Below are 11,916 nucleotides of genomic sequence, written 5' to 3' on the forward strand. Positions count from 1 at the left end.
CGCTGGCGGAGATTGGCTACCCGTATTGGGATGAGACGAATAACCCGGCGTATCGGTTGTTCCTCGGTTAACGCCGAGATCGCCGCGGGGTCCTGCTTTTGATTCTGGCCGGAGGGCTCCCACGCCCTCCGAGCAGAAGCGCAAGGCAGGCGTCTCTCTACCCAACGCAACTTCCCGCACGCGACTACGCTCAAAGCACGGCCTTCTATAAAAGGAACGACCCCCATGGAACACTTCGCCGCGCTGAAAATCCTGCACATGGTCACGACGGCCCTGCTGTTCATCAGCGGGTTGGCGTTGACGGTGTGGATCGTCCGCGGACGTCGGGCCGGGGACCTCACTGTGCAGAATCGCGCGATGCAAAAGCCTTGGGTGTTCGTCTGGCTGCTGATGGGCCTGTGCCTGTTGACCTTGCCAATCAGCGGCTGGTGGCTGGTGCATAACGCCGGTTGGCCGTTGGGCCAGACCTGGCTGCTGGGGGCCAGCGTTCTCTACACCTTCGGCGCGTTGAGCTGGGCGTGGCTGGCGGTGAGAGTCAATCGGCTGCGCCGGCCCGTGATCGTCGGTAGCCCTCGATTTACGCTGAGCCTGGCGATTTTCAGCGCCGTCTGTTTCGTCGCCATCGCCGGTCTGATGGGCGCCAAACCGGTGTAACCCCGCAACGTCGACGCCACGACAAGGATTGTAATTTGCAGTGACGTTCAAGCATCTGCTGGTTTGGCCTGGCGTGGCCTGCATTCTTTTCTTTTATAGGGATTTTTTACTTGATGGTGGCCAAGCCGAGTTGAGGATGGCCACCGATCTTACGCGTCAACGCTGGCCCCCTGTGGGAGCGATTTCATTCGCGAGGGGCCGGTGCAGGCGATGCACCTCTATCGCCCGTACCGCCCTCTCGCGAATGAATTCGCTCCCACACTGAAGTCGCGTTTGCCCAGTGCCTGCTCCCTCTGCACCTCTGATATCTCAATCGCGCAACGAAATCACCGGCCAGCCGCGACGGGTCGCTTCGGCGCGCAGTTTTTCGTCTGGGTCGACGGCCACCGGGTTGGCGACCTGTTCCAGCAGCGGCAGGTCGTTCATGGAGTCGCTATAGAAATAGCTGTCGTCCAGATTCAAGCCGCTTTCTTCGATCCAGCGGTTCAGGCGGGTCACCTTGCCTTCACGGAAGCACGGCACGTCGTGGGTGCGACCGGTGTAGCGGCCGTCGACGATTTCGCATTCAGTGGCCAGTAGGGTATCGATGCCCAGGCGCGCCACGATCGGCGCAGTGACAAAACGGTTGGTCGCCGTGATCACTACGAGCTTGTCGCCGGCAGCGCGATGCTTGGCGATCAGGTCCAAAGCTTTGGGCAGCATCAGCGCTTCGATGCAATCGCGCATGAATTCGCCGTGCCATTCGTCGAGTTGAGCCATTTCGGTCCGGCCCAGGATCTCCAGACTGAAATTCAGGTAGTCGGTCAGGTTCAGGGTGCCCGCCAGATAGTCCTGATAAAACGCGTCGTTACGCGCCTTGTAGGCAGCACCTTCGAGGATGCCGCGTTCGCACAGGTAATCGCCCCACGCGTGATCGCTGTCACCGCCGAGGAGGGTGTTGTCGAGGTCGAATAATGCCAGGCGCATGCGGTTACTCGCTGAAATAGCTAAAAAAAGAGCACAAGAATACGAGGTTTCATCAAGTGATCGCATCTATTAATGCAGTTGTCGCGATAAGCTGCCTGCGCCTCGTTGCTGCCTTCACGATCTTTGTGGAACAATGCGACGACATGCGTTTGCGAGGTTGTAGCCGTGATCGACCCCGATGGTTTCCGCCCTAATGTCGGGATAATTCTGACAAATGATGCAGGCCAGGTCTTATGGGCTCGCCGTATCAATCAAGATGCCTGGCAGTTTCCGCAAGGGGGAATCAACCCTCAGGAGACGCCGGAAGACGCGCTCTACCGTGAATTGAATGAAGAAGTCGGGCTGGAACGGCACGATGTTGAAATTCTGGCCTGCACCCGTGGCTGGTTGCGTTATCGTCTGCCACAACGTCTGGTGCGCACGCACAGTCAGCCGCTGTGTATCGGTCAGAAGCAAAAGTGGTTTCTCCTGCGCCTGATCTCCAACGAGCAGCGGGTGCGGATGGATTTGACCGGTAAACCGGAGTTCGATGGCTGGAAATGGGTCAGCTATTGGTATCCGTTGGGCCAGGTGGTGACATTCAAGCGCGAAGTGTATCGCCGCGCACTCAAAGAGCTTGCCCCGCGCCTGTTGGCGCGCGACTGACACGGAGTTCGACCCCGAGCCATGCTCAATACGCTGCGCAAGATCGTCCAGGAAGTTAACTCCGCCAAGGATCTCAAGGCGGCGTTGGGGATTATTGTGTTACGCGTCAAAGAGGCCATGAGCAGCCAGGTCTGCTCGGTCTATTTGCTCGACCCCGAAAGCAATCGTTTCGTGCTGATGGCCACCGAGGGCCTGAACAAACGCTCGATCGGCAAGGTCAGCATGGCCCCCAATGAAGGTTTGGTCGGCCTGGTCGGTACGCGCGAAGAGCCGCTGAACCTGGAAAACGCCGCCGATCACCCTCGTTATCGCTACTTTGCCGAAACCGGTGAAGAACGTTATGCCTCTTTCCTGGGCGCGCCGATCATTCACCACCGGCGTGTCGTCGGCGTATTGGTGATCCAGCAAAAGGAGCGCCGTCAGTTCGACGAAGGGGAAGAAGCCTTCCTCGTGACCATGAGCGCCCAGCTCGCCGGCGTTATCGCCCACGCTGAGGCCACCGGCTCGATTCGCGGGCTGGGGCGTCAGGGCAAGGGTATTCAGGAAGCCAAATTCGTCGGCGTGGCCGGTTCGCCCGGTGCTGCGGTGGGTACGGCGCTGGTCATGTTGCCGCCCGCCGATCTTGAAGTGGTGCCGGACAAGACCGTCACCGACATCGACGCGGAACTTGCACTCTTTCAAAATGCGCTCGAAGGTGTTCGCAGCGACATGCGCACGCTTTCGGCGAAGTTGGCGACACAGTTGCGTCCTGAAGAGCGTGCGCTGTTCGACGTCTACCTGATGATGCTCGACGATGCCTCGCTGGGCAGTGAGGTCACCAACATCATCAAGACCGGCCAGTGGGCACAAGGCGCGCTGCGATCGGTCGTCAATGAGCACGTCAATCGCTTCGAACTGATGGACGACGCCTACCTGCGCGAGCGTGCATCGGACGTCAAAGACCTTGGCCGTCGCCTGCTCGCTTACCTTCAGGAAGCGCGCCAGCAGACGCTGGTCTATCCCGACAACACCATCCTGGTCAGCGAAGAGTTGTCCCCGGCGATGCTGGGCGAAGTGCCGGAAGGCAAGCTCGTCGGGCTGGTCTCGGTACTGGGTTCGGGCAACTCCCACGTGGCGATTCTGGCTCGGGCCATGGGCATTCCCACGGTCATGGGCGCGGTCGACCTGCCGTATTCCAAGGTCGACGGCATCGAGCTGATCGTCGACGGCTACCACGGCGAGGTCTACACCAACCCCAGCGAGGCCCTGCGCAAGCAGTATTCGGTGGTGGTCGAAGAAGAGCGTCAGCTTTCCCAGGGCCTCGACGCGCTGCGCGAGCTGCCTTGCGTGACCCTTGATGGCCACCGCATGCCGCTGTGGGTCAACACTGGCCTGCTGGCTGACGTGGCGCGCGCGCAGCAGCGCGGCGCCGAGGGTGTCGGGCTGTATCGCACTGAAGTGCCGTTCATGATCCAGCAGCGTTTCCCGAGCGAAAAGGAACAGCTGGCGATCTACCGTGAGCAGCTGGCGGCCTTCCACCCGCTGCCGGTGACCATGCGTACGCTGGACATCGGCGGTGACAAGGCGCTGTCGTACTTCCCGATCAAGGAAGACAACCCGTTCCTGGGCTGGCGCGGCATTCGCGTGACCCTCGACCACCCGGAAATTTTCCTGGTGCAGACCCGTGCGATGCTCAAGGCCAGCGAAGGCCTAAACAACCTGCGAATTCTGCTGCCGATGATCTCCGGCACCCACGAAACCGAAGAAGCCCTGCACCTGATCCACCGGGCCTGGGGCGAAGTGCGCGATGAAGGCACTGACGTGCCGATGCCACCCGTGGGCGTGATGATCGAAGTGCCGGCGGCGGTCTATCAGACCCGCGAGCTGGCGCGTCAGGTGGACTTCCTGTCGGTCGGTTCCAACGACCTGACCCAATACCTGCTGGCGGTTGACCGCAACAACCCGCGCGTGGCTGATCTGTACGACTACCTGCACCCGGCCGTGCTACAGGCTCTGCAGAATGTCGTGCGCGACGCTCACGCCGAAGGCAAACCGGTCAGCATTTGCGGCGAGATGGCGGGCGATCCGGCCGCTGCGGTGCTCTTGATGGCGATGGGCTTTGACAGCCTGTCGATGAACGCCACCAACTTGCCGAAAGTGAAGTGGATGCTGCGCCAGATCAACCTGAGCAAGGCCAAGGAACTGCTGGCCCAACTGATGAAAAACGACAACCCGCAAGTCATCAGCAGCTCGCTGCAGTTGGCGCTGAGGAATCTTGGGTTGTCGCGGATGATCAATCCGGCTTCCGTCAAAGGGCATTGATCGGACGCGAGTCTCGACTACGCACTTGCCCTCTGTGGGAGCGAATTCATTCGCGAGGGGCCCGTGCATCCGACACACCTCTGTCGGATGTACGACCCTTTCGCGAATGAATTCGCTCCCACAGGCGAAATGCCGTGCACTTCAGATTTCTATTTCTACCTCACCCAATCTCCCCCCATACGGCCCGAAACTGCGCTCGATGAGTCTGCGGCTGCCATCTGCATTCGCAATCAGCACGGTGCTCGCCCGCGTTCCGTAGTTGGGGCTGGCGATGAACACGCTGGACAGCAGCCTCTCGGTCGCGAAACCCACGCCGGTGCTCGGCAGGTCTGCATCCGGGGCGGCCTGCGCATCGGCGAGAAAGCCCAGCAGCGCCTCAGGCTCAGGCTGATCCAGCTGGTCCGACAGCGCAGCCTTGGCCTTCGTCAACTTGGGCCAAGGCGTATCAAGGCCTGCGTTGGAAACGCCATACACACCGGCTTCCAGGCGACGCGGCACAGGTTGGGCAGCGTTGAGAAAATGCAGTTCTTCGCGATTGCCCACCAGCAGATTGAAGCCGCCGTATTCACTCGAGCGACCCGCAACTTCACGCAGATACTCTTCAATCGACAAGGAACCGGTCAAAAAATGAGCAGCCAGCTCGCCCCTTGATCGACGGCCCAACGGCTGGCCGGGGTCGCGAATGTTGGTCAGTGCGGCAAAACGCCCGTCAGCGCTGACGCCGAGCCAGGTGCCGCCGGCTTCCAGGTCGCGCCCGGCATAGACATGCGGCGCGTCTTCCCACTGGGCGAGGGGCAAGGTAGGGCGGGCGTAGAATTCATCGCGGTTGGCCGCCAGGATCAGCGGCTGTGGGTAGGCAGGGCGCCAGGCGAAGACGATCAGGCACATGCGGGCCTCCTTTTTGTCGTTACTCTACGCACACATCCGGCGGACATCCATCGACCGCAGGTAGAGTGCAAACGCTCGCTCCGGTAGACTGCCGCACTGATTTTCGGAGACTCCCATGGATTTTCTGCTCTACCTGGCCCTGGGCGCGTGCGCCGGTGTGCTGGCCGGGCTGTTCGGCGTGGGCGGCGGGATCATCATCGTCCCGGTGCTGGTGTTCAGCTTCACGCTGCAAGGTTTTGACAGCGAAGTGCTGACCCACCTGGCCGTCGGCACGTCGCTGGCGACCATCGTCTTCACCTCGATTCAGTCGGTCCGGGCCCATCACCGCTTGGGCGCTGTACGCTGGCCGGTGTTCGCCTGGATGACGGTGGGCATTCTGATCGGCGCAGGGTTCGGCGCGCTGACTGCCAGCTACATCGCCGGGCCCAACCTGCAGAAAATCATCGGTGTGTTCGCGATTCTGGTGGCGATCCAGATGGCTCTGGACCTCAAGCCCAATGCCAGCCGCGGCGTACCCGGCAAACCCGGCCTGACCGCCGCAGGCGTGGTGATCGGCTGGGCGTCGGCAATCTTCGGCATCGGCGGCGGCTCGCTGACCGTGCCGTTTCTGACCTGGCGCAGTCTGACCATGCAGCAGGCGGTGGCGACGTCATCGGCGTGCGGCTTTCCGATTGCCGTGGCCAGTGCCATAAGTTTCATGATTCTGGGGTGGCACGACCCGCTCTTGCCCCCGCATAGTCTCGGTTTCGTGTACCTGCCGGCGTTGATCGGCATCGCTGTCACCAGCATGTTTTTCGCCCGATTTGGCGCAAGGCTTGCGCATAAACTGTCACCCAGGGTGCTGAAACGACTGTTCGCGCTGCTGCTGGTGGTAGTCGGTACCAGTTTTCTGATCTGATTCATCGCTCTACGAGCGCTTTTTTAAGGAGTCGCAATGCTGCCTTACCCGCAGATTGACCCGGTAGCCGTGGCCATCGGTCCGCTGCAAATTCACTGGTACGGCCTGATGTATCTGGTCGGTATCGGCAGTGCATGGTTCCTGGCTTCACGCCGTCTGAACAAGTTCGACCCAACGTGGACCAAGGAAAAACTCTCGGACATGATCTTCTGGGTCGCCATGGGCGTGATCGTCGGCGGGCGGCTCGGTTACGTGCTGTTCTACGATCTGCCGAACTATATTGCCAACCCGCTGCTGATCTTCGAAGTGTGGAAGGGCGGCATGGCGTTCCACGGCGGCTTCATCGGCGTGATGATCGCGACCTACTGGTTCGGCAAGCGCAACGGCAAGTCGTTCTTCCAGCTGATGGACTTCATCGCGCCGATGGTGCCGATCGGCCTGGGCGCCGGGCGTATCGGCAACTTCATCAATGGCGAGCTGTGGGGCAAGCCGACCGACCTGCCGTGGGCCATGGTCTTCCCGCCATTCAGCGACCCTGCCCAGTTGCCGCGCCATCCGTCGCAGCTGTACCAGTTCGCACTGGAAGGTGTGGCACTGTTCGCCATTCTTTACTTCTTCTCGCGCAAGCCGCGTCCAACCATGGCCGTTTCCGGCATGTTCGCGTTGTTTTACGGGATCTTCCGCTTCGTGGTGGAGTTCGTCCGTGTGCCTGATGCCCAGCTGGGTTATCTGGCCTGGGGCTGGGTCACCATGGGTCAGATCCTCAGCCTGCCGATGATCATCGGCGGCCTGGTGCTGATCTGGCTGGCCTACCACCGCGCGCCCGCTGCCAACAACGCAGCGGCTTGATTCTGAACTGCCGGGCCTTGCTTTTGTGCTGGCGCCCGGCAGATTCACCGATACAGAGGGCCTTAGGGCATGAAGCAATACCTTGACCTGTTACATGACGTCATCGCCAACGGAACGCGCAAGGGCGACCGCACCGGCACTGGCACCACGGCTGTGTTCGGTCGTCAGATCCGCCATAACCTGGCCGATGGCTTCCCGCTGCTGACCACCAAGAAGCTGCACTTCAAGAGCATTGCCAACGAGCTCATCTGGATGCTCAGCGGCAACACCAACACCAAATGGCTCAACGAAAACGGCGTGACCATCTGGGATGAGTGGGCAACCGAAGAAGGCGATCTGGGCCCGGTGTACGGTGCGCAGTGGACCGGCTGGCCGACCAAGGATGGCGGCAAGATCAACCAGATCGACTACATGGTCGACTGCCTGAAGAACAACCCTAACAGCCGCCGCATCCTGTTCCACGGCTGGAACACCGAATACCTGCCGGACGAAAAACTCTCGCCGCAGGAAAACGTGAAGGCCGGGCGTCAGGCGCTGGCGGTCTGTCATTTGCTGTATCAGGCGTTCGTCGCTGACGGCAAGCTGTCGATGCAGCTGTACATTCGCAGCTCGGATGTGTTCCTCGGCCTGCCCTACAACATCGCAGCTCTGGCGCTGCTGACTCACATGCTGGCGCAGCAGTGCGACCTGATCCCTCACGAGATCATCGTCAGCTTGGGCGACACCCACGCCTATTCGAACCACGAAGAGCAGATCGCCACCCAACTGACCCGCACGCCGAAAGCGCTGCCTCGGCTGAAAATCAATCGTCGTCCGGAGAGCATCTACGACTACCGTTTCGAGGACTTCGAAATCGTGGGGTATGACGCCGATCCAAGCATCAAGGCGCCTGTGGCGGTTTGAGTTCAGATTGACCTGCGGGAGAGCAAGACGCCTCCCGCACAAAAGCATCCATGCGCTTTCAACTTCCGTATAAAACCGCACAAACCTTCTATGTTCTAACCGGTTAAAACCTAACTTGGATTAACTGTTTCGCTTTTAAAGCAAGTTCTGATTGTTGCATTTATGTAATAACTGTTTTGCAAGCTGGTAAACAACATTGATTTGATAGATATTTTCAATCTGTCAATTGGATCTATTGAGTTCAATTCTCCGGGACGTTTGTTCTATAGTCGGGGTCTACCGAAAAGTCTTTAGCCTGACACGCGTTTGGAAATCTCCCTCCATGACCACGACGAACTTCAGCACTGACACCTACTCTGATCACAACTCCGGCCTTTACCGCACTGCAGCACGCATACTTGGCGAGGCCGGCATCCAGATTAATGGCTCCGCCCCCTCCGACATTCGTTTCAATGGTCCCGGCGTGATCGAAAGAGCCTTCGCACAAGGCAATCTGGGGTTGGGCGAAGCGTATATGGATGGGCAGTGGGACAGTGATCATCTGGACGAGTTTTTCCATCGTCTGCTCAAGACCGGCATGACCGACGACGTAAAGCCCATCAGGCTGGTGTTCTACGCGTTGATGGCCAAGTTCATGAACCGCCAGAACATCAAGCGCTCCAAGACTGTGGGCGAAGTGCATTACGACCTGGGCAACGATTTCTACTCGAAGATGCTCGACTCGCGTATGACCTATACCTGCGGGTACTGGGAGAATGCGGCCACGCTGGAAGAGGCGCAGGCCGCCAAACTCGATCTGATCTGCCGCAAGTTGCAACTCAAGCCCGGCATGCGCGTCTTGGACATCGGCTGCGGCTGGGGCAGTTTCATGAGCTATGCCGCCGAGCACTATGGCGTTGAAGCGGTGGGAGTGAGTATCTCCAAAGAGCAAATTGCCTGGGCCAAGGAGCGTTACAAGCATTTGCCGCTGGAGTTTCGTTTTCAGGATTACCGCGAACTCGACGAACCGTTTGACGCGATTGCCAGTGTTGGCATGTTTGAACATGTCGGGCGAAAAAACCATCGTGAATACATGGAGTTAGTCCATCGCTGTTTGAAACCGGGCGGTTTGTTCCTGTTGCATACCATCGGCAAGAACCAGCGAAACTCTTATCCGGATCCGTGGATCGACAAATATATATTTCCCAATGGTGATCTGCCTTCGATCGGCCAGATGGGCGATGCCATGGACGGGTTGTTTGTCGTCGAAGACTTGCACAACTTCGGTTCGGACTACGACAAGACACTGATGGCCTGGCATGACAACTTCATTAAGGCCTGGCCGGATTTCGAGCCGACCCTGGGTGAGCGCTTCTATCGCATGTGGCGTTATTACCTTCTTTCCTGCGCTGGGGCTTTCCGCGCGCGGGATATTCAGTTATGGCAGTGGGTCCTGTCCAAAGGCGGCGTGCCGCACGGGTATCACCGCAATCAGATTTGAACAGCTGCCTGTAGGAGCGCGCTTGCCCGCGATGGCGTTATTTGAGATTGCTCAAATGTCTCAGGACCGCAATCGCGGGCAAGCGCGCTCCTACATTTCGCCGATCACCAGTGACTATCGCTTTCGGTTTCGATAATTAACTTTTTCTATATACCCAGTGCGGCATCACAATGAGCTTCCGCACCGGGTTTTCCTTATCGTTCTCCCCATCGAACAGCTTGAGGGCGGCTTCACGCAGAGCCGCCCCCATACGTGATCCCAGTGGAGAGAACGCCCATGAGCAACAAACTGACAACCGCATTCGGCGCACCGGTACCTGATAACCAGAACATTCAAACCGCTGGCCCCCATGGACCGGCGCTGCTGCAAGACGTGTGGTTCCTGGAAAAACTGGCGCACTTCGATCGCGAGGTGATTCCGGAGCGCCGCATGCACGCCAAAGGCTCGGGCGCGTTCGGCACCTTCACCGTGACCCACGACATCACTCAATTCACTCGCGCCAAAATCTTCTCGCAAGTCGGCAAGCAGACCGAAATGTTCGCCCGCTTCTCCACTGTGGCCGGTGAGCGCGGCGCAGCAGACGCCGAGCGCGACATCCGCGGCTTCGCCCTGAAGTTCTACACCGAAGAAGGCAACTGGGACCTGGTCGGCAACAACACGCCGGTGTTCTTCTTGCGCGATCCGCTGAAATTCCCGGACCTGAACCACGCCGTCAAGCGCGACCCGCGTACTGGCATGCGCAGCGCCGAGAACAACTGGGATTTCTGGACTCAACTTCCAGAAGCCTTCCACCAAGTGACCGTGGTCATGAGCGAGCGCGGCATCCCTCGCAGCTATCGCGAGATGCACGGTTTCGGCAGCCACACTTACAGCTTCCTCAACGCGCAACATGAGCGCTTCTGGGTGAAGTTCCACTTCGTGTCCCAGCAAGGCATTGCCAACCTGACCGACGCCGAAGCGCAGGATCTGGTGGGTCGCGATCGTGAGTCACATCACCGCGACCTGTATGAAAACATCGAGAACGGCAACTTCCCGCGCTGGAAGCTGTTCGTGCAGATCATGCCGGAGAAGGAAGCAGGCTCGTACCACATCAACCCGTTCGACTTGACCAAGGTCTGGCCAAAGGCGGATTACCCGCTGATCGAAGTCGGCCACTTCGAGCTGAACCGCAACCCGGAAAACAACTTTGCTGACGTTGAGCAAGCGGCATTCGCGCCATCCAACGTGGTGCCGGGCATCAGCTTCTCGCCGGACAAGATGCTGCAAGGCCGCCTGTTCTCTTACGGCGACGCCCAGCGCTACCGCCTGAGCGTCAACCACCACCAGATCCCGGTGAACTCGCCGAAGGCTGCGCTGCACGTGAACAGCTACCACCGCGATGGCCTGATGCGCATCGACGGCAACCGCGGCGGCATGACCTCCTACGAGCCCAACACCAAGGGCGCGTTCCAGGAACAGCCTGACTTCCGCGAGCCGCCGCTGTCCATCGAAGGCGCTGCGGGTCACTGGAACCACCGCGTGGACGACGACTACTTTTCGCAACCGGGCAATCTGTTTCGCAAGATGAGCCCGACAGAGAAACAGTCGCTGTTCGACAACACTGCACGTGCCCTGCGCGGCGTGTCGGCGCCGATCATCGCGCTGCACATCAAGCACTGCAGCCTGGCTGACCCCGAGTACGGCGCGGGTGTGACCGAGGCAGTGGAGCGGATTCATCACGCTTGATTGCGGTTAAAACACAAAGCCCCCGACCTGGCTGACAGGTCGGGGGCTTTTTGCTACAGGTTTGTGTGCGCTTTAATGTCCGTGACTGCGTCCTACGTGGGAGTGCTCGACTTCCGGCGTAACGACGCTGCCACTGATCTCCAGCCGATCCAGAATCCCGCAATGATCCGGCGCCCCCTCGCTGCAACGTTGCCGTAAATCCACCAATTGCTCCTGCAAGGCCTGAAGGCTGGCGATGCGCGCGTTGACGTGCTGGATGTGCTCGTCGATCAGCGCGTTGACGCTCTGGCATTGGTCCTGCGGGCTGTCGCGAAGGGTCAGCAGGCTGCGGATTTCATCCAGCGTCATGTCCAGGCTGCGGCAGTTGCGGATGAAGGTCAGGCGTTCGACGTGCACCTGGGTGTACAGCCGGTAGTTGCCCTCGCTGCGCGCAGGCTCGGCCAGCAGGCCTTCGCGCTCGTAATAGCGGATGGTTTCCACTGGGCAGTCGGTCAGTTTGGCCAGCTCGCCGATCTTGAAAGATGCGTTCATGTCACTGATCCCGTATTGGAGGCTTGACCCTATAGTGGCTACAGGGTGTTCACTTGGCAACACGCACACCAAGAGA

General features: G+C 59.6%; 12 protein-coding genes. 9 read left to right on the top strand and 3 right to left on the bottom strand.

Features of this window, described 5'->3' with window-relative positions:
• Positions 1 to 225 precede the first annotated feature (225 nt).
• A complete protein-coding gene (locus tag AC07V9_RS28790) occupies positions 226 to 654 on the top strand; it encodes a DUF2269 family protein (RefSeq protein ID WP_495019014.1) in 429 nt (142 codons plus the stop codon).
• Between the two features lie 53 nt (positions 655 to 707).
• On the top strand, positions 708 to 788 hold the full coding sequence (locus tag AC07V9_RS28795; RefSeq protein WP_495019040.1) for a DUF2269 family protein: 81 nt from the start codon (positions 708 to 710) through the stop codon (positions 786 to 788).
• A gap of 175 nt (positions 789 to 963) precedes the next feature.
• Here AC07V9_RS28795 and AC07V9_RS28800 read toward each other — a convergent pair whose 3' ends face one another.
• Complete coding sequence (locus tag AC07V9_RS28800; protein WP_495019015.1) at positions 964 to 1,620, bottom strand: histidinol-phosphatase; 657 nt, start codon at positions 1,618 to 1,620, stop codon at positions 964 to 966.
• A gap of 165 nt (positions 1,621 to 1,785) precedes the next feature.
• Between AC07V9_RS28800 and AC07V9_RS28805 the strand changes: the two genes are divergently transcribed.
• Both AC07V9_RS28805 and ptsP read left to right on the top strand, forming a co-directional pair.
• A complete protein-coding gene (locus tag AC07V9_RS28805) occupies positions 1,786 to 2,265 on the top strand; it encodes an RNA pyrophosphohydrolase (protein WP_074751434.1) in 480 nt (159 codons plus the stop codon).
• A 21-nt stretch (positions 2,266 to 2,286) separates the two neighbouring features.
• The gene (gene ptsP / locus AC07V9_RS28810; RefSeq protein ID WP_495019016.1) at positions 2,287 to 4,566 is read left to right on the top strand and encodes a phosphoenolpyruvate--protein phosphotransferase; all 2,280 of its coding nucleotides are present in this window, start codon (positions 2,287 to 2,289) and stop codon (positions 4,564 to 4,566) included.
• A gap of 141 nt (positions 4,567 to 4,707) precedes the next feature.
• Here ptsP and AC07V9_RS28815 read toward each other — a convergent pair whose 3' ends face one another.
• On the bottom strand, positions 4,708 to 5,454 hold the full coding sequence (locus AC07V9_RS28815; RefSeq protein ID WP_495019017.1) for an NRDE family protein: 747 nt from the start codon (positions 5,452 to 5,454) through the stop codon (positions 4,708 to 4,710).
• A gap of 115 nt (positions 5,455 to 5,569) precedes the next feature.
• On the opposite strand from AC07V9_RS28815, the gene AC07V9_RS28820 reads away from it, so the two are divergent.
• From AC07V9_RS28820 to AC07V9_RS28840, 5 genes are all read left to right on the top strand, one after another.
• Positions 5,570 to 6,352: a sulfite exporter TauE/SafE family protein gene (locus tag AC07V9_RS28820; protein ID WP_495019018.1), complete on the top strand. Its 783-nt coding sequence runs from the start codon at positions 5,570 to 5,572 to the stop codon at positions 6,350 to 6,352.
• A 36-nt stretch (positions 6,353 to 6,388) separates the two neighbouring features.
• Entirely contained in the window at positions 6,389 to 7,201 is an 813-nt protein-coding gene (gene lgt / locus AC07V9_RS28825) for a prolipoprotein diacylglyceryl transferase (protein WP_495019019.1), read from the top strand.
• Positions 7,202 to 7,270: 69 nt separating this feature from the next.
• The gene (locus AC07V9_RS28830) at positions 7,271 to 8,104 is read left to right on the top strand and encodes a thymidylate synthase (RefSeq protein WP_495019020.1); all 834 of its coding nucleotides are present in this window, start codon (positions 7,271 to 7,273) and stop codon (positions 8,102 to 8,104) included.
• Positions 8,105 to 8,426: 322 nt separating this feature from the next.
• Complete coding sequence (gene cfa, locus AC07V9_RS28835; protein ID WP_495019021.1) at positions 8,427 to 9,584, top strand: cyclopropane fatty acyl phospholipid synthase; 1,158 nt, start codon at positions 8,427 to 8,429, stop codon at positions 9,582 to 9,584.
• A 276-nt stretch (positions 9,585 to 9,860) separates the two neighbouring features.
• Complete coding sequence (locus AC07V9_RS28840; RefSeq protein WP_495019022.1) at positions 9,861 to 11,309, top strand: catalase; 1,449 nt, start codon at positions 9,861 to 9,863, stop codon at positions 11,307 to 11,309.
• A gap of 72 nt (positions 11,310 to 11,381) precedes the next feature.
• Here AC07V9_RS28840 and cadR read toward each other — a convergent pair whose 3' ends face one another.
• Positions 11,382 to 11,840, bottom strand: coding sequence for a Cd(II)/Pb(II)-responsive transcriptional regulator (cadR, locus tag AC07V9_RS28845; protein WP_495019023.1), 459 nt, complete (start codon positions 11,838 to 11,840; stop codon positions 11,382 to 11,384).
• Positions 11,841 to 11,916 lie beyond the last annotated feature (76 nt).

Source organism: Pseudomonas sp. GW821-FHT02A11 (genome assembly GCF_059421985.1).

Excerpts from the sequence above, each read along its gene's own strand:
- AC07V9_RS28820 (WP_495019018.1), top strand. The coding sequence starts at position 5,570 with ATGGATTTTCTGCTCTACCTGGCCCTGGGCGCGTGCGCCGGTGTGCTG.
- AC07V9_RS28840 (WP_495019022.1), top strand. The coding sequence starts at position 9,861 with ATGAGCAACAAACTGACAACCGCATTCGGCGCACCGGTACCTGATAAC.
- AC07V9_RS28830 (WP_495019020.1), top strand. The coding sequence starts at position 7,271 with ATGAAGCAATACCTTGACCTGTTACATGACGTCATCGCCAACGGAACG.
- ptsP (WP_495019016.1), top strand. The coding sequence starts at position 2,287 with ATGCTCAATACGCTGCGCAAGATCGTCCAGGAAGTTAACTCCGCCAAG.
- cfa (WP_495019021.1), top strand. The coding sequence starts at position 8,427 with ATGACCACGACGAACTTCAGCACTGACACCTACTCTGATCACAACTCC.
- AC07V9_RS28815 (WP_495019017.1), bottom strand. The coding sequence starts at position 5,454 with ATGTGCCTGATCGTCTTCGCCTGGCGCCCTGCCTACCCACAGCCGCTG.
- lgt (WP_495019019.1), top strand. The coding sequence starts at position 6,389 with ATGCTGCCTTACCCGCAGATTGACCCGGTAGCCGTGGCCATCGGTCCG.
- AC07V9_RS28790 (WP_495019014.1), top strand. The coding sequence starts at position 226 with ATGGAACACTTCGCCGCGCTGAAAATCCTGCACATGGTCACGACGGCC.
- cadR (WP_495019023.1), bottom strand. The coding sequence starts at position 11,840 with ATGAACGCATCTTTCAAGATCGGCGAGCTGGCCAAACTGACCGACTGC.
- AC07V9_RS28800 (WP_495019015.1), bottom strand. The coding sequence starts at position 1,620 with ATGCGCCTGGCATTATTCGACCTCGACAACACCCTCCTCGGCGGTGAC.